General features: G+C 37.5%; 15 protein-coding genes, 1 tRNA gene and 1 pseudogene. 1 reads left to right on the top strand and 16 read right to left on the bottom strand.

Annotation, left to right across the window (positions count from 1 at the left end):
• From NEOC65_RS01495 to NEOC65_RS01445, 11 genes and pseudogenes are all read right to left on the bottom strand, one after another.
• Positions 1 to 772, bottom strand: a 772-nt coding sequence (locus NEOC65_RS01495) for a helix-turn-helix domain-containing protein (protein ID WP_213155476.1), incomplete at its 3' end; no start/stop codon positions are given.
• A 231-nt stretch (positions 773 to 1,003) separates the two neighbouring features.
• Positions 1,004 to 6,019 (bottom strand): tetratricopeptide repeat protein, encoded by a 5,016-nt coding sequence (locus NEOC65_RS01490; RefSeq protein ID WP_213155475.1) that lies wholly within the window; start codon positions 6,017 to 6,019, stop codon positions 1,004 to 1,006.
• Between the two features lie 557 nt (positions 6,020 to 6,576).
• Positions 6,577 to 7,612 (bottom strand): annotated as a pseudogene (locus tag NEOC65_RS01485) (integrase core domain-containing protein); the annotation flags it as partial.
• A gap of 169 nt (positions 7,613 to 7,781) precedes the next feature.
• A protein-coding gene (locus NEOC65_RS01480; RefSeq protein ID WP_213155474.1) for an IS5 family transposase occupies positions 7,782 to 8,581 on the bottom strand; the annotation gives its coding sequence in 2 pieces (ribosomal slippage) (positions 7,782 to 8,194 and positions 8,194 to 8,581; 801 coding nt in all).
• A gap of 240 nt (positions 8,582 to 8,821) precedes the next feature.
• On the bottom strand, positions 8,822 to 9,463 hold the full coding sequence (gene pdeM, locus NEOC65_RS01475; protein ID WP_213155473.1) for a ligase-associated DNA damage response endonuclease PdeM: 642 nt from the start codon (positions 9,461 to 9,463) through the stop codon (positions 8,822 to 8,824).
• Positions 9,460 to 11,871, bottom strand: coding sequence for a ligase-associated DNA damage response DEXH box helicase (locus tag NEOC65_RS01470; protein ID WP_213155472.1), 2,412 nt, complete (start codon positions 11,869 to 11,871; stop codon positions 9,460 to 9,462). Before NEOC65_RS01470 ends, pdeM begins: the two co-directional genes overlap by 4 nt.
• Positions 11,861 to 13,453, bottom strand: coding sequence for an ATP-dependent DNA ligase (locus NEOC65_RS01465; RefSeq protein WP_213155471.1), 1,593 nt, complete (start codon positions 13,451 to 13,453; stop codon positions 11,861 to 11,863). The genes NEOC65_RS01470 and NEOC65_RS01465 overlap by 11 nt, the downstream gene beginning before the upstream one ends.
• Positions 13,450 to 14,454: a ligase-associated DNA damage response exonuclease gene (locus NEOC65_RS01460; RefSeq protein WP_213155470.1), complete on the bottom strand. Its 1,005-nt coding sequence runs from the start codon at positions 14,452 to 14,454 to the stop codon at positions 13,450 to 13,452. The genes NEOC65_RS01465 and NEOC65_RS01460 overlap by 4 nt, the downstream gene beginning before the upstream one ends.
• Before the next feature lie 303 nt (positions 14,455 to 14,757).
• Entirely contained in the window at positions 14,758 to 16,842 is a 2,085-nt protein-coding gene (locus NEOC65_RS01455) for a tetratricopeptide repeat protein (protein WP_213155469.1), read from the bottom strand.
• A gap of 976 nt (positions 16,843 to 17,818) precedes the next feature.
• Positions 17,819 to 18,121, bottom strand: a complete 303-nt coding sequence (locus NEOC65_RS01450; RefSeq protein ID WP_166155461.1) for a hypothetical protein — start codon at positions 18,119 to 18,121, stop codon at positions 17,819 to 17,821.
• Between the two features lie 164 nt (positions 18,122 to 18,285).
• The gene (locus NEOC65_RS01445; RefSeq protein WP_213155468.1) at positions 18,286 to 19,665 is read right to left on the bottom strand and encodes an insulinase family protein; all 1,380 of its coding nucleotides are present in this window, start codon (positions 19,663 to 19,665) and stop codon (positions 18,286 to 18,288) included.
• A 160-nt stretch (positions 19,666 to 19,825) separates the two neighbouring features.
• On the opposite strand from NEOC65_RS01445, the gene NEOC65_RS01440 reads away from it, so the two are divergent.
• Positions 19,826 to 19,907: transfer RNA gene (locus NEOC65_RS01440), tRNA-Leu, on the top strand.
• A gap of 225 nt (positions 19,908 to 20,132) precedes the next feature.
• Here the strand turns inward: NEOC65_RS01440 and NEOC65_RS01435 are convergent.
• The 5 genes from NEOC65_RS01435 to NEOC65_RS09765 all read right to left on the bottom strand — a co-directional run bounded on the left by NEOC65_RS01435 (position 20,133) and on the right by NEOC65_RS09765 (position 22,574).
• Positions 20,133 to 20,462, bottom strand: a complete 330-nt coding sequence (locus tag NEOC65_RS01435) for a hypothetical protein (RefSeq protein ID WP_213155467.1) — start codon at positions 20,460 to 20,462, stop codon at positions 20,133 to 20,135.
• Positions 20,463 to 20,775: 313 nt separating this feature from the next.
• Complete coding sequence (locus NEOC65_RS01430) at positions 20,776 to 21,135, bottom strand: helix-turn-helix domain-containing protein (RefSeq protein WP_166155455.1); 360 nt, start codon at positions 21,133 to 21,135, stop codon at positions 20,776 to 20,778.
• A 195-nt stretch (positions 21,136 to 21,330) separates the two neighbouring features.
• Positions 21,331 to 21,621 (bottom strand): GNAT family N-acetyltransferase, encoded by a 291-nt coding sequence (locus NEOC65_RS01425; protein WP_213155466.1) that lies wholly within the window; start codon positions 21,619 to 21,621, stop codon positions 21,331 to 21,333.
• Between the two features lie 332 nt (positions 21,622 to 21,953).
• On the bottom strand, positions 21,954 to 22,262 hold the full coding sequence (locus tag NEOC65_RS01420; RefSeq protein WP_166155451.1) for a HigA family addiction module antitoxin: 309 nt from the start codon (positions 22,260 to 22,262) through the stop codon (positions 21,954 to 21,956).
• 18 nt (positions 22,263 to 22,280) lie between these two features.
• Entirely contained in the window at positions 22,281 to 22,574 is a 294-nt protein-coding gene (locus NEOC65_RS09765; RefSeq protein ID WP_249298964.1) for a type II toxin-antitoxin system RelE/ParE family toxin, read from the bottom strand.
• Positions 22,575 to 22,921 lie beyond the last annotated feature (347 nt).

The following is a 22,921-nucleotide window of genomic DNA, read 5'->3' as shown; positions in this document are numbered from 1 at the left end:
CTTCAATGGCCAGATAAAGTTCATACTCATGATGCTCTCTTGCTCCGCAGTACTCTGTACCACGATCGGTCAATATTCTTAAGATACGAATATCTTGCTCTTCAAACCAGGGAATGACTTGGTCATTCAGCATATCCGCTGCTACCAATGCATTTTTTCTATCGTATAGTTTGACAAAAGCTACCTTAGAATAGGTATCTATCACTGTCTGTTGATAAATGCGTCCCACACCTTTAATAGTGCCTACGTAATAGGTATCTTGAGATAATAAATAGCCTGGATGTTCAGTTTCAATTTCACCATGTGCCTCTTTTTCTTCCTTGGCTTTTTCAAGAGCTTTTAGTTGGTCCTCTGTTAATATCATTTCTTCTTGAGCCATTTTAGCTTCCAATGCTTTGAGACGTTTTTGAAAGGTCTCAAGATTGTATCGTAGCCAAACAGAACGCACACCTCCTGGCGAAATGAAAACCCCTTGTTTCTTAAGCTCGTTACATACTCTCAATTGTCCATAAGCAGGCTTTTGAAGAGCAAAATCAACCACAGCTTTTTCGATAGACTCGTCCACTCTGTTTTTTATGCAGGGTTTTTTACGCGTCATATCCTGAAGAGCTGCCTCTCCACCTGTTTCATATAGTTCTTTGAATCTATAAAAGCTATCTCTAGAATATCCCATCATCTTACACGCTTGGGATACATTTCCTAATGTTTCAGCTAGCTTTAAAACACCAAGTTTATTTTTTATAACTTTTTGATGAGTTGCTAAATTTGACATTTTGACACTCCTTATTGGTTTAAGTCGCTCACTTCACTTTTCCTGCTATCACTTTTAATGAGCAACAGGGCCTCAAGCTTCGCGACTTATAAATCGTGTTTCCTTTATTTTTATCACAAATGTCAGGTTAAGTCCTATCTATTACAAATAAACTTTTCTTGAAGCTAACACCTCTATAAATCTAGCCACATACCTTTCCTAGACTTCCTTGTTTAATTACAATCTCTTTTTTCATATATTTGTCTGCTTTTCTAAATCCCTTCGATACTGATAGATTTCTTTCAAATTATCGTAACCTATTGCCATATGGGGATGATTTTCACCATAAAGCTTAAGGTTAATATCAAGAGCTTTGCTAGTATACTCAGAGGCTTTTTCTAAATCGCCATATTTTTTGTAGATTTGTCCTAAATTATTGTAACGCGTTGCCACAGTGGGATGATTCTCCCCATAAAGTTTAAGGTTAATAGCGAGCGCTTTTTTAGTATATTCAGTCGCCTTTTCTAAATTACCTTGGGTCTGATAGATTGTTCCCAAGTTATTGTAGCTAATTGCCACATCAGGATGATTCTCACCATACAGTTTAAGTTTAATAACAAGAGCTTTTTTAGAATATTCACGCGCTTCCTCTAGATTACCTTGATTCTGATAGATTTGTCCTAAGTTGTTATAAATTATAGCTCTATCTGGAGAATTTTCGTCATAAACCATGCGGCTAATAGTCAATGCTTGAGTAGTATAAGCAATCGCTTGGCCTAAATCTCCTTGTTTTGTATGGATTATTCCCAAGTTTGTGTAGTTTTTTGCCAATCTAGGATGATTCTTACCATAAAGCCTAAGGTTCAAAGAGAGCGCTTTCTTAGAATATTTAGTCGCCTCTTCTAATCTACCTTGTTCTTGGTAAATTTTTCCTAAAACGTGATAATTTGTTGCCACCTCTGAATGATTTTTACCTAAAAGATTAAGATTGAGAGTAAGAGCTTTTTGAGCATATTCAACTGCTTTTTCTAACTTACCTTGTTCTCGGAAAATTTCTGCTAGGTTATTGTAGCGAATTGCCACGTCAGGATGATTTTCATCATCAAGCCTAAGGTTAATAGCAAGAGCCTTTTTGATATATTTACCGGCCTTTTTTAAATTACCTTGGGTCTGATAGATTGTTCCCAAGTTATTGTAACTTGCTGCTACATCGGGATGATTTTCACCCAAAAGCTTAAAGTTGATAGTTAGCGCTTTGCTAATATACTCAGCCGCCTTTTTTAGATTGCCTTGTTCCATATAGATTGTTCCTAAGTTATGATAGCTTGCTGCCACATTAGGATGATTTTCACCATAAAGCTTAAGGTTAATAACGAGCGCTTTTTTAATATATTCAGCCGCCTTTTTTAAATTGGCTAGCTCCAGGTAAATTGTTCCTAAATTATTGTAACGCATTGCCACAGTGGGATGAATCTCCCCATAAAGCTTAAAGTTAATAACGAGCGCTTTTTTAATATACTCAGCCGCTCTTTCTAGATTACCTTGTTCCAGGTAAATTGTTCCTAAATTATTGTAACGCGTTGCCACAGTGGGATGATTCTCCCCATAAAGCTTAAGGTTAATAGCGAGTGCTTTTTTAATATATTCAGCCGCTTGTTCTAAATTACCTTGGGTCTGATAGATTGTTCCCAAGTTATTGTAACTTGCTGCTACATCGGGATGATCCTCCCCATAAAGTTTAATATCAATTTCTTTAGCTTTCTTGACATATTCTGCCGCCTTTTCTAACTTACTTTGTTCTTTATAAATCTCCCCCAGAGTACTAAAATCTCTAGCTAAAACAGGATGATTTTTACCGTAAAGTCCAATGTCAATTTTTATAGCTTTCTTGGCATATCTTACAGCTATTTCTAACTTTTCTTGCTCTTTATAAATTTCCCCTAAGGTATTAAAATCTCTCGCTACATTAGGATGATTATTACCATACAACTTAATATTTATTGCTAGCCCTTGATTAACATATTCAGCGGCCTTTTCTAGGTCTCCTTGAGCTTGATAAATTATCCCTAGGTTATTATAAAGCCTTGCTACAACCGGATTATCCTTCTCAAAAAGTTTCTTGTTGATTTTAAGAGCTTTCTTAACATACTTAATTGACTGTTCTAAATCCCCTTGCTCTTTATAGATTCCTCCCAAATTACTGTAATCTCTTGCTACCACCGGATGATTTTCACAAAAAATATTACGATCAATTTCTAGCGCTTTTTTGATATAATTAAAAGCTTCCTTTAAATTTCCTTGTTCCTGATAGATTTGGCCTAAACTGTTATAGTCTCTTGCCACCGCTGGATAATTTTCGCTAATAACATTCGGATCAATTTCTAGCACTTTTTTGATATATTTAAAAGCTTCTCCTAAATTCCCAACTTCTTCATAAAGCATTCTCAATTGGTTATAAATTATTGCCACTAAAAAGAAGTTTTCCCCGTAAAGTTTAATATTAATAGCAAGTGCTTTATTGATACACTTAAAAGCTTTTTTTATATTTCCTTGGTTTTGATAAATTAATCCTAGATTGCTGTAACACCTTGCTACAGCTGGATGATTTTCGCCAAAACACGCAAGATTAATTGAGAGCGATTGATTAATATACTTAGCCGCTTTCTCATAAGCTTCTTGAGCTTGATAAAGCATCCCCAACGCATTTAATACTTGGGCATTTTGTGGATTTTCTTGTAGAACAATGTGATACCATTTTTTTGCCTCTTCATATTGAAAAAGTCTGAAAGCTATATCTCCTTGAGTTTTTGGTGAGTCATCCTCTAACTTAGAAAATTTAAGGTCGTCTTCATTCCCTGCTAGAAATTCTCGCATAGCTTGATAGAATGGAATACAAACACAGTAGATTGCTTTAATTTTTTCTAAGGTTTCTGAATCTAAAGTAAACTGCTTTTTAATAAGGTGGGGATTTTCAAATCCAAAGGGTTTAATCAGAGGGTTCATCATCTCTTGCTGGGCCTGATAATGGAAATAAGTTTTTAGACGCATGAATAATGCTATACTCATCCAATCCTTCAATTTTTCAGATGCGGTTTGAGTGAGAACCCCTTGCTTGTTCAGCTCATCAATTCTAGTAAATATGTCTGAAGCTTCTAATTTTTTAATGAGAGCTAAACGGTCCAACGCCAAATGAGGAAAACGGTAAAAATCATTTTTAACTCGAAAAAGCATTTCATGTCTTTCTAAATTGCGTGTTTCGGGTTCAAATGCCGCCATATCTTCGTAAAACAAATGTTGCTTGGCTAAGTGCTGGCGAAGATTAAGCCCTTCTTGATAAGGCATGTTAAGATTTAGTTGAATTTTTCTAGCATATTCTGCTGTTAATTCACGATCACCGAACAAATGAGTGAAGTTTAAAAGTTCCATAGGAAGATGGGGCTCTTTTTCATGCCACCACTGGCCTTCTTCATCTTTACCCATATACTGGGCCATCTGTCCAGGAGTTTGAATAAGCTCAAATGTCTTACCATTGCCAAAAGGGGTTTTACACCCCTTTCCTTCTACTCCTGCCCCATCAAAGGCAAAGCCTCGTGGTGTCATGCCATCAAAAAAATTGATGGCTTTTAAGCAAGGAATGTTTAAAGCAGGAAGAATGGTTTCCCCTAAGTTAATAACTTTTAGATGAAGTAAATTTGTAAGATTCCTAAAGTACTTCCTGTTTACTGGAGTATCTTGTTGTATAAGAATACCAAATTCTAAGTCAGAATAAGGAGTCATCTCTTCTCTAGCTAGTGAACCAAAGCCTATCATCGAGTATTCACAAGGAGCAGGTTCTAAGGTATCAATACTCTGCTCGACAAGAATTTTAAAGAAATCTTTCATTCCTTGGGCAATTTCCTTATAAAGCTCTCTTACTTCTTGAGAAGAAGGATTCTCTGGCAGAATTTGTATTTTCTCCTCTATTTTTTCTCTAAAAATCTTTAAGGTGCTGCGATTACTTTCAAATTGGTTCTTCATTACCTTGAAATCAAAAGGTTTTCCGTTACATTGTTTAACAAGTAAATTTTGTACTTGAAAAAGTCTATTTCTAAGGATTTCTTGTCTTTCCTGAGAAGCTAGGCGTAAGGCATAATTGTAAAGCCCTGCCGCTTGCAAAAGCGTTTCTGATGTCTCTTTTCTTAAATAAATATCACCTAATCTTTCTATACAAAGGCTTTCTTGGATAAGGTCTTTCTCTTCAACAGCACGTTTTAAAGCTTGCGTATAGGCTTCTTCTGCTTCTTTTATCTCCTTGTCAGATAAAAGCTCCTTACTATTCAATGTCTCTAGGGGGCTTTTTAATGCATTTGCAGGTAGGGAATTAGAAAGAAAAATGTTAGAAGAGCTTTTCGAATCTAAGGAAAGAGAAAAATCTCGCTTTATGGGCTGTGCATAAACAAAGTGGCCTCCTAAGTCCACGATAAAAATGTATTCTTGAGGTCTTTCTTTTTGAGGGATAGTTTTCCATTCCTGCGATCTATTCTCTTCACATAAGCCTTGTTCTGAAAAGATCAGCCTATCATGTATACCGCAAACCAACTTCTCTTCATTAATTGTTACTAGCCTAATAGGAATAGATAAGGATGAGGCTAATAGATCACCTTCACCTAAGCCACTTACCCAAGTAGATTTTCTTTTTATTTCTTCGGCTCTTTCGCTGTCGGTGTGTTTAACAATATCAGCGAGCACTTGCCTTAAATAGGAAATTTTATCTTCACAACCGTCTAATAAAGGAATTTTTCTAGAAAGACAAGCATAGCTTCCTAAAAAAGCGCTAAAGAAGCAGTCGCCGTCACTCGCCACACCTTTTAATTCAAAGCCTTCCTTGCTTAGAAAGTGAGCCGCAGTATTTACCTTGGCTACCATTGTGTCACTAATAATGGAGGTAGGATCATGCCACAAGGATTTAACTATTTGAGATAAGTTCCATGGAGGAGAAGAAAGATCTGCAAAATTTGCCTTACTATCATGTAGCCTTTCTTCAGGGGAGCTAACTCTAAAGCTTTCTGAATAAAGCTTTTTCCATAAATCGGCTTGTTCAATTAACTGATTCCATTCTTTGCAAACTAAACTAGCTCGGTACAAATCTTGCGGCCTCAATTGTGCGAATATCTTTAAGCTAATTGCTGCATATAAGCCCGTGTGTGGTATAAAAGGTAAAAATTTTTTTTCTATTTTCTTGAATGCAGGAAACAGAGAAGGGTTAGTACGTGAAATTTCTGAACTCATAAGTTTATCCATTGTTTGGCTAATTTTATGCTTACTTGAATTCTAACGGCCATATAGTTACGGCTTAAAGTTTTTTTGCTATACTGTTTTTTTACTTATCTCTAAATGTTTAAAAAAAATAATACTTTTTCTTTTCAAATAAATCTACTATAAAAATGTTTTTTGCAAGTGAATAGCTCCTTTTACCCATAAATTAATTAAAAAAGTTAATTTAAAGATATATTTTTCCTTTGAAAACAAGAGAAGAAAATGAAGCCAGATATTCTTAATATTTATACCATTATCTTATCAGCTCCCCACAGCTTCAGATACAGGGCTATCCAATCTTTTAGACGGCCAGATTAGCCATAATAAAATCACCCACTTTCTTAATAACAATCAGGAGAATCAAAAGAATTATGGCAGTATGTTAAAAAAGAAGTACGCAAAATAGAACAAGATAAGGGAGGAGCATTGCAGGAAAATTGCATGAAGATTTTATTTGCCATTTAGCATTTCCATCGTGTGTCCTAGACAGTACTTGACCTGACAAACATGAGTTACCTGGCAGGTACTATTTATGTCAGTTGTAACTTATCTAACATCTTTTCTTGCGCAAGATGTTTTGCATCTAAGAATGTTTGTAAAGGCGTATTGCCAAAACAATACTTCCCTGTATGGGTTCTCTCGTTATTATACTCATTCATCCATTTATCCACATCCTCTTGTAATTCTTCAACATTTTTAAACACTTTCTTCCTAAAACTATGGCATAAAATTCGTTCTGCATGGTCTGATGAAACCTTTCGCAGATTCCATTGGTTTGAGGATGTCTGGCTTTGGTGCGAGAATGATCAATATCTTCGATAGCTAGATAAAGTTCATACTCATCATGCTCTCTTGCGCCCCAGTACTCTGTCCCACGATCGGTTAACACTTTCAAAATCCGAACATCCTGCTCTTCAAATCAAGGAGTGACTCGGTCATTTAGCATATTCGCTGCTACTAACGCATTTTTCCTATCGTATAGTTTGACAAAAGCCAACTTAGAATAAGTATGTATCAATCACTGTCTGTTGATAAATGCCCCTAAACGCCTTTAATAGTGCCTACATAACATAATAAGTACCTTGGAATAATAGATAACCTGGATGTGCAGTTTTAATTTCGCCATGCGCTTCTTTTTCTTTCTTGGCTTTTTCAGAAGCTTTTAGTTGGTCCTCTGTTAATATTATTTCTTCTTAAAGCCATCTTAAGCTTCGAATGATTTGAGACGTTTTCGGAAAGTCTTAAAGATTATATCTTAAGCCAAACAGAACGCACGCCCCCCGGTGAAATGAAAACTCCTTGTTTCTTCAAGCTCGTTACATACTCTTAATTATCCATAAGCAGGCTTTTGAAGAGCAAAATCAACCACTGCTTTTTCGATAGACTCGTCCACCTTGTTTTTATACAAGGTTTTCTACGTGTTATATTTTGAAGGGCTACTTCTCCACCTGTTCTATACGGCTCTTTAAATCTATAAAAGCTATCTCTAGAATATCCCCTCATTTTACATGCGTGAGATACATTTCCTAGTGTTTCAGCTAGCTTTAAAACACTTAAGCTTGTTTTTTATATCTTTTTGATGAATTGCTAGATTTGACATTTTGACACTCCTTGTTGGTCTTGGGGCCACCCCCTTCAACTTTAGCCCTATCACGTTAATGAGCCACAGGGCCTCAAGCTTCGCGGCTTTTAAATCGCGTTTCCTTTACTTTTATCATAAATGTAAGATTAAGTCTTATCTATTACAGTTGAAGCGAAGTGCAAATCTTTTACGTCTATTTCTGTAGCGATCTGCTATAATTTTAAATCGCTTAAGGAGGCCAATGACGTTTTCATTGGTAACTCTTTCTCTGGATAAACTTTGATTTGTTCTTTTATCCTCTTGAGTTAAAGGATTCTTCTTACTTCTTTTCTTGGGCATCTGGGTTTGGGCATGCAGCTTTTTTAATCCTTGATATCCTGAATCGGTTAACACTCTTATTTGTGGATTGATTTTAACCTGGGATTCTTTGAATAGCCTAAAATCATGCTTTTTGCCATTGTTATAGGAAGTGCAAATCACTTTCTTGCTTTTCTTATCGACTACAAGCTGCGTCTTTAGGGTATGTTTTTTCTTTTTCCCTGAATAATAGCGCTTTTGTTTTTTTTAGGGCGCTCAATAGGCGTTTCTGTAGCATCAATTAAAATAACCTCGTATTCCGCATCGCTTTTCAAAAGCTCTTTACGTCCCGGTAAAGCAAAATCTGGATGCTTGATTAATGTATCTTCAATCCACTTCACCGCTTTATAAGCTGAGCTTTCACTGATTCCATAGCTTTGGCTAATATGGAAATAGGTTCTATATTCTCGCATATATTCCAATGCCATCAACAGCATGTCTTCTAAACGCAGTTTATATTTACGCCCGCCTTTAATCTTCTTGGCCGTATCGGCTTCCTGTAAAATTTGCACCATCTTATCAAAAGTACTACGCTTTACCCCTGTCAATCTGCGAAACCGTTCATCATCTAATTTCTCTATCTTATCAAATTTCATGGTGCCTCCTTTAAATGTTGAGTCACCATTTTACTAAAATTTACATTTTATTCCAGTTTCGAAAGAGGTCTAATGCCTTTTCAGATTACCAACCTTTGAGGATAAGCTCTACCCTGCTTTTAACAGAGGCAAAAATAATAAGTGAATATATCGATAAACTACTCGCTCAGATAACAATCTGACACAAAGCTCAAAAAATAAGGCTTTATGCTAAGACAGCATGAGAATAAGGCCTGCTGCCTATATTTCGACCACCTTTTTACCAGCAAGCGCAAAGATGCGATTGTCTGCATTCTTAGTGACAGTAGAGCCTCCTACAAAATCGCTGAAGGCGGGCAAAATAGCTAGAGAGTCAGAAATCTGAAAGCAACGCAAATTCAGTTGATCGTGCCTACTTTTGAGTAAAATCTGAGGGTGAAGATGCCCTGACCAAACAAAGTAGTTTTCTATGGTTATAGGAAAATGGTTGAAGTAAAAAGGCTTGATCGCCAAGTATTCTTGATGGACCTGTAATTTCCAGCTTGCCGGCATATAATTTTTTAACGCTTGATCGTGGTTGCCCAGGATAAGATCTACTGAGCAATCGATGGTAGAAAGCCACTCGCCAAATTTTGATTGCACACCTTCTGAGAGGCCATTTTGCGCGTGAATAAGATCGCCTACCACGATACAGCGTTGGGCGCCTGTATGTTCGATTATATTTCTAAGGTTGATCAAGTCTTGATCCATGGCCCCTTCAGGTACAGCAATTCCCGCTCTTTGCATAGTGGCTGCTTTTCCAAGGTGAATATCCGCAACTATTAAAGCCTTATTTTCTTCCCAATAAGCAGCCCTTTGCGGTAACAATTGAATAGTTTGCTCGCGGATTTTTATCGCTATCATTTTCTTTTCCAGCTATTTTTAATTTTCTCAATACGCTCTTCTAAAGTTTCATTGGTAAGATGGCCACTCACTCTTTCAATATAGAGAGGCAGAGCCAATGGACTTAACTTGGGAGGGTGCGTAAGAATGATAAGGGAGGTGGACAATCTTTTCAACACTTGCAAAATTCTATTTAACTCAAATTGTTGATGGATTACCTCGCTTTTTGCCTGTTGTATCAATAAATTCGAGGGGTCGTATTTACTAAAAACCTCATAGAGTAAACTACTACTCACCTGCACTTGACGATGGGTTTTATGCTTACCTGGATACCCTTGAAAAATAAGCCCTGAAATGCGAGCGATGTCTCGAAAAGAAGAGCGCGCTAACTCATGAAGATTGATCAGCGAGGTAATCTCTTCTTCAAGCTTATCGAAAGCAAATAAAGCATTATTTAAACTTTCTTCGTTGAAAGGCGTGCAACTAAGAATTTCCAGGCCGTAATCGTTAGAACTTAAGGTAAACGTACCGGAGTTGCATTTAGATAAGCGGGAAGCAATAATATAAGCAAGCCCCTGATGGACAGCTTTTCCTTCAAAAGGATAGAAAAAAAGATGCCAGCCCTCTCGTGATTTCAAACTCTCGATAAGCATCTCATTTTCATGGGGAATGGAGGAGAGCTTTTTTTGTATGGCAAGAATTTGCTCTAAAAAAGCATTTTCCGGGTAGATCTCTTGAGATGGATTTAAAGATTCCCTTAACATTTTTCCTAGATGAGCAGAAAAGGGAAGCCTGCCACCGCGCCATACGGCAGCAGTCTTAGGCACCCCTTTACTGAGGCGCACATAAGCTGTTAGGTCACGAAATTGAATAAGTTCTAAAAGACGGCCCCCAAATAAAAAACGATCGCCTTTTTTCAAGCTAGATAAAAAGTTTTCTTCAATGATCCCTAAGGATTTTCCATTACTCATTTTAACAGGGATATGAGGTTCGGAGGTGATCGTACCGATATTCAAGCGATGAAACTGTATAATTTTTCTATCGACAACTTTATAAAGATCTTTTTCTATAATAAGCTTTTTATATTCAGGATAGGCCGTTAAAGCTTTTCCTCCATGAATTAAAAATTCTAGGCAGCTATCCAGCTCTTCTAAGGTTAGATCTTTAAAGGCATAGGTCGTTTTAATCTCTTTAAACATTTCATCCTTATTAAATCCTCCACCAATCGCACAAGTCACTAAGTGCTGGATAAGAACATCGAATGTATGCGTTAAGGGTAGACGATTTTCAATCAATTGCTGCTGTAAAGCTTTGCGATAACTTTTCAATTCAGCAATCTCTAAAGCATGGGTAGGAACAATCAACAAACGGCAAGGAGTAAGAGGACGGTGAGAGGAACGACCTGCTCTTTGCAAGAGACGAGCAATACTTTTAGGCGATCCTACTTGAATCACTTGCTCGACAGGAGAAAAATCAATTCCTAAATCCAGCGAAGAAGTACACACTACGCATTTTAGGATCCCCTCTTTCAGACGTTGTTCAATGAGTTCTCTTTCTTTTTTATCGATCGAGCTGTGATGCAGGCCTATTAAATTTTTCCATTCTGGCTTAGCCTCTTCTATTGCTTGATACCAGCGCTCGGCTTGCGAGCGAGTATTGGTAAATATCAAGGTCGATTGATGAGGAGAAAGCTTAGCAAGAACATAGGGAAGCATGCCTAGACCCGATTTTCCTGCCCATGGCAGCTTTTCTATGCTACTCGGCAATAAAGTCTCTAGGATAACTTCCCTTGGCATCTTAGTCACAATCAAAGAAGCTTTACGATCTATGCCTACACAAACCTGCGCAGCTTGCTCCAAATTGCCAAGCGTGGCTGTCAGTCCCCATATCCTTACACTTTTACTCCAGCTTTTCAAGCGAGCTATACAAAGTTCTAGTAAAACGCCACGTTTTGTTCCCAAAAGTTCATGCCACTCATCGATAATAATAGCCTGTAAGTGGGCAAACTGCTCCTTGGCTCCTGCGTTGCTTATCACCAGCGCCAAACTTTCGGGGGTAATCAGCAAAATCTCCGGAGGATTCTTAGCTTGCTTAGCTCTTCGGCTTGTCGTGGTGTCTCCTGTTCTTTTTTCTACTCGATAGGGAAGCTTAAGATCAAGAATAGGCTGTTGAAGGGCTAGTTGAATATCACTAGCCAAGGCTCTTAAAGGGGTAACATAGAGAATTTGCACACCTTTAGCGCGATGATGATGGAGGTGGGATAAAGCGGCAAGGTAAGCGGCATAGGTCTTACCTGCCCCCGTAGGGACCGAAATTAACCCATCCTTTGCTTCAAAAAAGGCTTTCCAAGCTTCTTGCTGAAAGGCAAGAGGGCTCCATTCTTTTATTTTTAACCAATCCAGAATAAAAGCTAATTCTTTATTGCTCATTCAAAAATTCTAGCTTAATTTGTTGCAGGGTGTCGCATTCTGTAAAAGGCTTATCATTTCTCCAGCGTGCAATGCGAGGAAAACGTAAAGCGATCCCCGATTTATGCCTTTTAGAACTCTGGATCCCTTCGAAGGCTATTTCAAAAACTTGTTCAGCTTTCACTTTACGCACAGGGCCAAATTTTTCTTCGGTGTTACGCCTAATCCATCGATCGAGCTTATCAATCTCTTGCTGAGATAATCCCGAATAAGCTTTGGTAATAGGGATTAATTCCTGTTGATGCCATACGCCAAAAGTATAATCTGTATATAAATTTGCTCTTCTACCCGTGCCTGCTTGAGCATAAAGAAGGACAGCATCAATTGTCATAGGATCTATTTTATATTTCCACCAATTTCCTCTTTGCCTCCCTGTACCATAGGGGGAGTTCAAGCGCTTAAGCATAATCCCTTCGGTTAAAGTATGCTTAGCCATTAAGCGTTTTTCATGGATCTGTTCCCATACGTTAAAAGCAATAAGAGGAGAGATTAAAAATTTTGGATGAATTTCTGCTAATTCTTCTAAAATCTTACGTCGATTGATTAAAGCTTCTTTTCGGAGGTCTACACCGTTATATTCTAAAAGATCATAAATCATAAATACGACGGGAGCTTCTTTTTGGATAGCTTTGGAAGGCGCTTTTCTTCCTAGCCTTTTTTGCAAGACCCCAAAGGATAAAGGGGTTTCATTCTCATAAGCAAGGATTTCGCCATCTAACACTGTTCCAGGGGGAAATTTTTGGATTCCTTCTAAGATCTCAGGAAATTGATCGGAGATAAGCTCATTACCGCGCGACCAAATAGCTGCTGCTTTTTCTCTAAAAACAACTTGCGCACGGATACCATCCCACTTCCATTCTGCCTGCCATTCATGGGGATGGGATAAAGCTTCCAAGTTTCCTTCCAAAGGCGAAGCTAGGTAAAAAGGATAAGGATTTAAATAGTTATTTTTCTCTTCGACAACTCTTAAGCTATCAAAAAATTTGGCAGTAGGCTGCCAATGGCCCATGACACGTTGACTTAACACCTCTTTGGGTACCTCAAGAGCTTGGCTTACAGCTTTAATAGCCGATAGCTGAGAAACACCGATGCGAAAGCCCCCGGTAAGAATTTTATTAAAGATAAAAATCTCTTTTTTACTGAGACTCTTCCAGATTTCTACAACTGTACTTTTTTGCTCTTCCTCTTTCTTGGATTTTAAAGGTAGAATAAGGTTTGCCATCCAGGCAGACAAAGATAAATCAATCAAATGATTTTTACTGGAAGATTGCTCTAACAATAAAGATATTGTTTCGGCGGTATCTCCTACTGAAGCATAGGATTCTTCAATCAGCCAAGCTGGCAATTGGGTAATCTCTCCACACCAGGTGAGTAAAGTCTTAGAGCCTATTAACCTTTTTAACCTATGCCCGCTTAAGAAAAATAATGCCCAGGCGCCATCTTCGGAAGGAACCTTTTTAAAGTATTCTTCCATATAGCGTAGCTTTTCATTAGTCGATGAAGTTTGATCAATCAGATCAAATAATTCTGTAAAATTTTTCAATCGATCTCTTCCTCTAGAACATCTAATCCTTTTAATTCCCTCGCATCAATATGCAACTGCTCGCGCAAATATCTTGCTAATCCATCGGTGTTGCCATGGGTAGTTAGCACAACTTTAGCTTGGCTCTGCTTAATCGTTTGTATTAATCCTTCCCAATCCGCATGATCGGATAGCACAAATCCTTGGTCCATGCCTTTTCTTTTACGGGCGCCCCTTACTAGCATCCATCCTGAAGCTGCAGCTGCACGAAAGTGAGGAAAACGTTTTAGCCAAGGTGAGCCTGCGGCAGAAGGAGGCGCTAAAATCAGATCTTTTGAAAATGTATAGCTTTTTGGCTGTTCACTACAGGCCATGAAGGGCAGCATCTCAATCCTCTTTTCTGCATAGATTTTCGTTAAGGGCATCATGGCTCCATGCAAGTAGGCGGGCTGGTCTGTGTAAGACTTTAATAAAGAGAGGATACGTTGAGCTTTTCCTAATGAATAAGAATAAATAATGGAAGGATGATTGTCGGCTTTGTTTTCTTCCCACCACTCAAACATCTCCTTAGCTATTTCCAAACTATCTTGCCAGCGATAGATAGGTAAACCAAAGGTAGATTCGGTAACAAATATATCGCATTCTAATGTTTCAAAAGGCTGGCAAGTGGGATCTAAAGCTCTTTTATAGTCACCGGAGATAACGGTGACGGTGCTATTGGTTTCTATACGTATTTGCGAAGAGCCCAAAATATGACCTGCTGGATGAAGCGATACCCAACAATCTTTTATTTTCACCTTTTCCCCATAGGAAAGCACCTGTAACGAAATATTACTTCCTAATCTATGGAGCAGTAAATCTTTTGAATCTTTTGAAGCGATATAATGCTGATGGCCACGATAAGCGTGATCTCCGTGGGCATGGGTAATGATAGATAAGGGCACGGGTTTCCATGCATCAATATAAAATTGCCCCGGGCAACAATACAATCCTTCCCGTCTCACTTCTAAGGGAATTTTCATTTGGACCTTTGCCGGTAGATAAGTTTAACGTGCAAAAGCTTTTTTGCTGGCATTTACGGTTTTCTTATCTAATCCACGAGCCTTAACAAGAATTAAATAAATTAGCCAACCGCAAATCCCTTGCTAAAGCTGTCTTTTTTTTGTCCTTAAAGGGGCCAATAGTTAAGCAATAGCAAAGCAAAGGAAAATATTTAGAATTTGCTTAAATAAAAATCCTAAATTAGGCAGCTCTTCGGCTAGCTAGCCTCCTAATTTTATTCATCCTGCAGCTTACTTTTTAGTTTCCTTATCTCTTGGGTGCCTTCAATCTTCTAAATGGTTGTGCTTAGAGGCAAGGTGAGAGATAAATTGTCTAAAGGCAGGCGTGTCAATTAGGTTTTCTAACCATTCATCATTAAGCATATCCTCTAAGGCTGGCAGCGTTCCTGCCTGCTCGGCTCGCTCTAAATAGTGCATAGCCGAAGGATAGTTCTGTAATAAAGAATGCATACAGGCTAAATTATAAAAAGTATGGGCACAGCCTAAAGACAACGCATGCATGAATTTTTGCTCGGCTTCCTGATAATAAGTTTTACTGCGCTCTGGACGAATTTCTTCATGCACCAATTCTGCTATATTTAAAAAAGCTAATCCACAATCATTCCAAGCCATCTCATCTTCGATGTCTATATTCAAGACCAATCGAAAATGTTCAATAGCACTGTGCAAAATATCTACATCCGAGGTTGCTTCTCCTAGATGTGATAAAGTTACAGCTAAATTATAGCGAGCATTCGTAAAATTGGGATCCATTTCTAAAGCTTTATTTAAAACAGTGATAGCTTTTTCATAATGAGAAACCTCTTCTGAAAAATCCCCTAAAAAATCAAGGGCACAGCCATAATTATAGAGCCATTCAGGTTCATAGTGTCGATGATAAAAAGCTTCTTCCTGTAGGTTAATTACCTTCTCAAATTTTTGGATGGCTGCTTCCAAATAATTTTTATCATTTGTAAGCTCAGAAAGCTTCATTAAAGCTAAGCCCCAATCATTCCAAAACTGAAAAGGGAATTGTCCTCCTAAATCGCAAGCTTTTTGAAAACAACTCACAGCATTTTCCACTTGCTGAGAATCATTCCAATATTCACCAATATAAAAATACGAGGTGGCAAGGCCATACCATAATGCAGAATCTTGCTTATGAAGGGTAAGCCCATGCTGGAATTTATCGGCAGCTTGCACGTAATAGCTTTCCTCACCAAAGTAGCGCCCGAGCTCATTTAAGCAAGCACCGTATAAAGCCCAAATGTGTGGATTTCTAGGAATTAACTTAAGGCTACGCGTAATCTTGTGTTCGGCTGAATGCAAAAGAGCAAGAGATTCTGTATGTATGCCGAAAATCATTTCAGCCTCTCCCCCAAAAGCAAGAAGCAAGGGATGATCTGGATCAATTTGGGTAGCTTTAGTAAATTTCTCAATGCAAGCAACATTATAAGTGGGGTTTTTTTGTAACTTACAGGCGTTTAAATAGAGTTTCCCCCACCGTAGCCATAAGAAAAAGTTAGCTTCCTGCCCTTTGGCAGCCTCTTCAAAAGCAGTTTGAGCAAGTTCAAAATGCTGCAGATCACCTTTAAGATCGTAGAGCTTCTCATAGCAAAGAGCAAGCTTAAGCCATCGATCGGAGCATTCAGGCTCTTCACAAACAGCTAAATGATAATACTCTATCGCCTCTTCGCAATATTTATGCTGTTTAATAAGCTCGCTTAGCTCCACTAATGCCTCTGCCATATCTTGCCAAAAATCTGCACATTGGTGGCCTAATTGCTGGGCTTGTCGATATCTTTGGATAGCTTGATGAAAATCCACCGGCTCTTCAGAAGAAAGGCCGATAAGGTAGCAACTTAATCCCCATTTCCAAAAAAAACGGGATTTAACTTCTACCGGCTGATTTTCTAACAGAGCATACCCTGCCTGAAATTTATACTGAGCTTTTTGAAAATAATAGGGATTTTGATGAAATAAGCCACTTAAGATTAGAGTTTCTGCCCCCATTAAATAGGCTTCAAAAAAGTTAGCATCCCGAGCAATAGCTTGGGCAAAAGCTTCTATGGCAGCAGCAAGACAGCGAGCATTTTCTTTTTGGGAAGCAAACACTTTTCCTTTAAGGAAATAAATAATAGCATGAGAAGGGGCCAGGCTTTCAGCCAAGGCAAAACTCTCTTGGAAGTTCACACTTCCTCTTTTAAGTTCTAACTCACCTTTTTTAATGAATAACTTAGCTAAAAGAATTTTTTCCTCATTCCCTAAAGAATGGAGGTTATAGGAAGCGGTGAAGCTATCTAATAAATCGAAAGCTTCTTTTTCTATAATTTCTTGCAGCTTTTTAGAAATTGAAATGTCATTATCCATAAACGACCATCTTATTATTCATAAAATGTTATACTTTTTTAAGATAATTTACAATCTTTACCTAGATGAGCCTTCTTTAAGCTCATCTTATTGATATACAAGATCCTTTATTATGTCTACCTCAACTTTTTTGTATACAGCTCTCGCTGCTTATCTCACCTTCTAAAAGCTGTTAGCAGCATCCCTAAATTCACCTTGCTATCAAGCACTTAAAAACACTAAAACCATTAAATTATTATCAGAAATTATTCACAATTTTTAATCAATGGCTTTTTGGTAAAAAATTTTCGCCAGCCTCTTATGCTATCCCCAACATACAAGCTATTTTACCTCTAGAAGCAACTTATCCCCGAGAAAAAATGAAATAAATTTTATGACTTATTCACTCTTGCTGGATAACCAATCAGTAGGTTGAGAAGAAATATATGACTACCTACCCAAAGATTCATCGGCCTACCTTAGGGATAATGCTTTTTATCATTTAAAGCTAGCCTTATCATAAGAGCTTTAGGGCAAGTATGATAAGCGCTTTTATTCTGCGCTTAAGGAACTATAAAAAAATGATTGAGCACACATTTTTCAAGAAAACTATTTTAGTACTTTAAACAATTTTCTTGCTCGGTAAGCTTAAGAGGATTTATATCGCGAGATAATAAAAAATTTTTACTCCTTATTTAGCAAATTTCTGTTATGGAATGATAGGCGTGGTGCAAGCAAATGAATGAAAGGTAGCCAGCTTTCCCGTAATATGAAGCAGTTACTTTTATTTTTAAAACTTAAGATAGATTCAGCATTTATCGAGAAAACATATCGTAGCCATCATGGGTAAAAATCTAAAGTTATTTTTTTTAATTAATCCTTTCTTAAAAGGCATATTTTCTTCATGAATAACAGCTTATTTAAAGTTCTCTCTTAATAATTTTCAAGCAAGTTGCTCACTCAACCTAAGCAGATAAAAGATAAAAGAAGCTCTTAACTAAACATTTTCGCAAGCTGTTCTCATCCTTTCGATGACGTTTGTCACATACTCTTTAGAAGGAGGCTCTAATCCTTCGGCTGTGTAGTAAGCAAAGGCTGCTACGCCTGCACCAATAAATACAATAGGCGCCCAAGTAATCGTAAAAAAGGCTGTTACGATACCCGCTATAAGCGCCACAGATGCTATCTTTGCTATCAATATGTCTCGAATCTCCGCGGTGTTATTAAAGCGAAAATTATCGAGGCAGTCTCCATTGATCAGCCGAGTACTATAAAACTGAATTTGATCGATTAATCCCATACATCCTCTTTTATTAAATTATAATTGAAAAAAAAGCAAGTATAAAAAATGTTATAAACAGGGGTTATATTTATTATTAAGTTATTAAAAATTCACTTAGAAGGCAAATCATTTATTAAGCTCTCCAATTTACCCAAATTGAAGCAAAAAGAACAAGAAAAATACTAGTCTTCTAAATGTAAAGGGGTATATTCATCAATTAATAAAGAATGACAAAGCGTAAAATGGATTTCTTTAGGATCCACCACTTGAGGCATTTGAAATCCTTCTGTAATTTTTTTAGAATCCCATTTCCAAAGATAATAATTAGACAAAAGAATAATCCAATAATCTTGACTACCCTCCCATAGCTTGGCCCTTTTTTGCTTAAGCTGAGAGGCAGCTGTAACTTCATCTAGAGAAAATCCATCTCTACATATAATTTTTATCTGCTGGAGCGCCAAGTTTAAAGTAGAATCAATCTGTTTATCATCCACATGAAATTGCACAGTTATCCACGGATATTCTAAACAAGGGTATAAAGGTAGCTCATACCTTACATCCATTCCCCTGCTTTCAGAAAAATGAGTTTCTATATGATTTCTTAAGCGAGTCTCTATCATCTGGCAAGCAAGCTCCAGATGTTCTAAGTTAGTAGGATTCAAGCAGAGATGAAGAGGCAGAGATAAATAAACTAAACTTTCTTGGCTATGGGGAAGATGGTGAATTTTAGTTAACCTGACTTTAGGAGCTCTCTTATAATGAGGAAGGATAAATTTCTGATCTATCTTTTGGACATCCAGGGTGGAGAAACTATCCATACAAAGTTTTTTTATTTTTTCGATATTAAATTTACCTACAATGATGCAAACAAAGTCCGCAGGGTTAGAAAAAGCTGCACGAAAAAACCTTTCAGACTGACCCACGTTAGCTTTTTTAAGATCCTTAAAACTTAAAGGATTTAAAGCATGCTGTTCATGCACCGCAATAACCCTTAAAAGTTTATCGCTGTCTACTTCTCTACCTCTTCGTATCAATTCATCCTTTTTACTTTTCAATACCTGATTGAAAGCTTCAGGAGTACATCTGGGCTGCTGAAAGATCTTTTTAACTAACGTAAAAAATGTCTCCAGACTCTCGGGGGGGAAAGAAGCATCAATGGATCGAACGAAAGGCTCTATTTTAATATTCAATTCTATGGATTGATCATATAGGAGCGCCGCTAGCTTATCAGGACACCATTCCCCTATCCCAGATTCCATAGCAACACTTGCTGCCAATTCAGCTGAAGCGCGATCTTCAGGTTCCACAGATCCATAACCACCTAGGGCCACCAAACGCACGGAGATCTCATTCTCTTCATCATTTGTTTGCTTCAATATGACTCTCATGCCATTTTTCAAGCGACATTCACTTATAGAAAGGGTAAAGAAATCTTTTTCATCCAAAACTACCTCTTGGGCAAGATCCTCAGGGTTAAAAGATAAAGATTGGGCGTTTTCTAAGCTCTCAAGAGAAAAAAAAGGCCAGATGCACAGGAAAAAAAGATAGATTTTATCAAGCATAAACCGTCATTTTTAAAAAATTAAATATTATTCCGGAGTATAACAAGGGATTGTTAAGAAATATTAAAGAAACTTTTTCTCCTTTTGCTGATTTTAAGTAATACACATTGACAAGAAGGGTGGAAATTGCTTAACCTAACCGCATATTTATAATATTTAAGCCCAAGTGGTGAAATTGGTAGACACGCCAGATTTAGGTTCTGGTGCCGTAAGGTGTGTAGGTTCGAGTCCTATCTTGGGCAAATTTCCAGAAATAGTAATATTTCTGGTTTTTCATTTTATAAGTAGTTGGTTTTTTTGTAGGACAAGCCTTAGAACTAGCTTTATTTTTGCGACTCAATATTTTCCACCCTATAAAACTAATTTTCCAGGCTACATAAAAAACAAACATTTTCCGTTTCACATCCCAAAGGCACCATTTGGAAGTAAACATCCCTATGTGTCAAAAGGTTAATGCCCTACCTGCTCTATTTTTCAAAGGCTGGATCATTAAACCTTAGGGCTTCCCTATCAAGCTTTAATTTCTCTATCTGAGTCTGACTATGAGGTTTAAGACGGTTATAAAAGTCAGCTTCCAGCTGGCCTGTTACAAATCCTTGCTGATCAAACTTACGTAGGTTAGCTTCATGGTTAGTTAGCTGGCTCTTGAATTTGCTGAGCTGCTCTCTCTCTCTATCACCTTCTTTAGCTTCAAAAGCAGCTTCCATCATGGCTAAATAGAGTTCTACCTCTTCTGGATTAGGACAAAGGTTTTTCAAGTAAATATCAAACTTATCATTAATCCCTAAGGCACTCACGTCCCCTCTACATCTTCTAGGACAGTGGATAACAAACCTATTTGCTGTAATGGCCAGAAGAGTGACTTTCGGTCAATTTTCGACCGCAATCCGAGCTCTTTAGATGGCAGCTTATGGGATATACCCCACAATTTTCCTCTCGATTTCGCCCACCAAGAACCTCATTCGCGGGTAAACAATAATGTTACATGTGATATATGGCTCAGAAAGAGCTTATCTAGGAAAAGCTTCAGCATATGTCCGAGAACCCCTGAAATATTCTCAAAACTCATATCTTTAATTTGTAAATCATCTAGGGTTTAAGCCATTCCTTTTATTTTCCTAAGGCAGCAAGGGGTGTATTCGAATGGGATTCACTCAGCCGGGTGTAACCGCGTAATGCGGATTTGGCAGGACTAATCATAATATTAACATCTTGGCCTAATTCATTGAGGAAGCGGATAAGTCGCTCAAGTGAAAAGCTACGCAATCTTCCGCGAATTAAAGCAGAGATTTTTGGTTGGTCTATTCCTAAAATTTCGGCAGCTTGCTTTTGATTGAGTTTTTTCTTTTTAATAAGTTTAGCAATCTGGCGAATAAGTTCAGCTTTAGCTAAAGCTTCCTCAGGATTTTCAATGCTTAGATCAGCCAATACATTCCCGGAACTTTCTTCGTACTTAATCACTTTTTTCATAACTGTCTTCCTTTCTCTTTTAATTCCTTATACAGAAATTCTGCTTCTTTTAAGCAAAGTCTAGCTGGCTTTTCAATCTTTTTTTAAGCTGTTGCTTTCTCTCTTTTTTAGATTTAAAAGTAGTTATTAAGGTAGATGAATAGAAATCTTCCGCTTATATTTGATAAGGAAAGCCTTTCAAATACTCCTCCTATTTTATCGGAAACTCAAAAATGGAAATGTTTGCTCGTTCTTTCCATCCTCTTTTAGGATAAAAATTTTTTTTTCATAAATAGGATTATCTTTACTATTTTCTAAGAACAATCTCATACAATTTCGCTTTTTTGCTTCCTCTACAACAGCTTCTAATAACTGTGTCCCAACGCCTTTTTGCCTAGCAATACGCCTCACATAAAAGCTTGAAACAAAAGCTTCGGGAAAATCCGTCCAAAGTTCCTTTAACCCTTGAATAAGAATATAACCAATAATTGTGCCATTTTGATCCATAGCTATTAAGAAGAGTTAATTGTTTTGCTTCTTCCATGGCTTGCAAACAAGAAAGAACTCTTTCTCTCAGCTTATCCTCATTCTCTTTCTTCTATCCATTATCTTCAAACTGTTCGTTAAGAAAAGAAACGAATGCTTTGCTGTCGTTTTCCTGAAATTTTTTAATTAAATACATTTACAAGCCTACTAATCTGTTGGCTCATAGGCATTGACATAAGAGCCTAGCTGGCACTTCATACACCCATGGCCCTAAGAAGTCATTCTTGCATTTAAGAGAAGAGGTTTTTAAATCGCTGACGGCTATTCGATTGAATATCGAAGGAACATTAAAATTAAAAACCTACGACTTTTAGTGCAGGTATTCGAGGAATCGGCTGATGGTTTTGCCTTGCAAACCAAAGATCATATCCATTTTGAAGATTAAGCCAAAATTCAGGCGAGGTTCCTAAGGCATCCGCAAAATCTAGAGCTATTGCCTCCGTTACGCCTCGTTTTTTGTTGATGATTTCACTAATTTTAGGTTGAGTCCAAGTCCCACCCAGGTAACTAGCAAATTGCGCTTGTGAAAGTTTAAGGGGCTTAAGAAATTCTTCTAGCAATACCTCTCCAGGATGTATGGGTGATCTATTTTTTGGAAGCATGATTTCCTCTTTTCTTGCCTAATGATAATCTATAATTTCAACTTGCTCTGGTCCTTGGATGCCCCAAGAAAATACAATTCGATATTGAGCATTAATACGAATGCTGTATTTACCTTTAAAGTTTCCTTTTAAGACCTCCAGTCTATTTGCTGGTGGCACTTTAAGGTCACTTAAATTAAGGGAGGCATTTAACATATCTAACTTTCTACAAGCAATTGAGTATAATGAGGGATCTAATCTTTTCCTTGCACGCTTCGAATTTATTCCGTGAAAAATGTCTGCGGTGGCGTCATCAGCAAATGATTGAATCAAGCTTTTTATCTCACTTTTATCCTAGTATATCAAATATCGATATAATGTAGCATAAAAAAATCTAGTTACCTTAAAACAGAGCAAGCCTCTTGCAAATCCTACATATCTAATTCCAAATTATGGATTCCTGCTATTAAGTTGAAGCGAAGGACAAATCTTTTAAATCTATCTCTAAAGCGATCTACTATGATTTAAAATTGTTTGAAAAGATTTTTCGCATTTCCATTACAGGCCAGCGTTTTAAGCGAGCCTCAAGTCCCTGAGTTGTTGCTAATAGAGCTGTCAAAGCTTGGCTTATCAGTAGCTCTATCTGTTTCACAAGAAGTTGAACGCATGTTTAAACCTTT

The sequence above is a fragment of the Neochlamydia sp. AcF65 genome (assembly GCF_018342435.1).
In the GTDB taxonomy this organism is placed as follows: domain Bacteria; phylum Chlamydiota; class Chlamydiia; order Chlamydiales; family Parachlamydiaceae; genus Neochlamydia.
Note: the sequence above shows the minus strand (reverse complement) of the source record. Positions and strands in the feature narration are given on the sequence as shown.

Excerpts from the sequence above, each read along its gene's own strand:
- NEOC65_RS01490 (WP_213155475.1), bottom strand. The coding sequence starts at position 6,019 with ATGAGTTCAGAAATTTCACGTACTAACCCTTCTCTGTTTCCTGCATTC.
- pdeM (WP_213155473.1), bottom strand. The coding sequence starts at position 9,463 with ATGATAGCGATAAAAATCCGCGAGCAAACTATTCAATTGTTACCGCAA.
- NEOC65_RS01470 (WP_213155472.1), bottom strand. The coding sequence starts at position 11,871 with ATGAGCAATAAAGAATTAGCTTTTATTCTGGATTGGTTAAAAATAAAA.
- NEOC65_RS01460 (WP_213155470.1), bottom strand. The coding sequence starts at position 14,454 with ATGAAAATTCCCTTAGAAGTGAGACGGGAAGGATTGTATTGTTGCCCG.
- NEOC65_RS01455 (WP_213155469.1), bottom strand. The coding sequence starts at position 16,842 with ATGGATAATGACATTTCAATTTCTAAAAAGCTGCAAGAAATTATAGAA.
- NEOC65_RS01450 (WP_166155461.1), bottom strand. The coding sequence starts at position 18,121 with ATGGGATTAATCGATCAAATTCAGTTTTATAGTACTCGGCTGATCAAT.
- NEOC65_RS01445 (WP_213155468.1), bottom strand. The coding sequence starts at position 19,665 with ATGCTTGATAAAATCTATCTTTTTTTCCTGTGCATCTGGCCTTTTTTT.
- NEOC65_RS01430 (WP_166155455.1), bottom strand. The coding sequence starts at position 21,135 with ATGAAAAAAGTGATTAAGTACGAAGAAAGTTCCGGGAATGTATTGGCT.
- NEOC65_RS01425 (WP_213155466.1), bottom strand. The coding sequence starts at position 21,621 with ATGGATCAAAATGGCACAATTATTGGTTATATTCTTATTCAAGGGTTA.
- NEOC65_RS01420 (WP_166155451.1), bottom strand. The coding sequence starts at position 22,262 with ATGCTTCCAAAAAATAGATCACCCATACATCCTGGAGAGGTATTGCTA.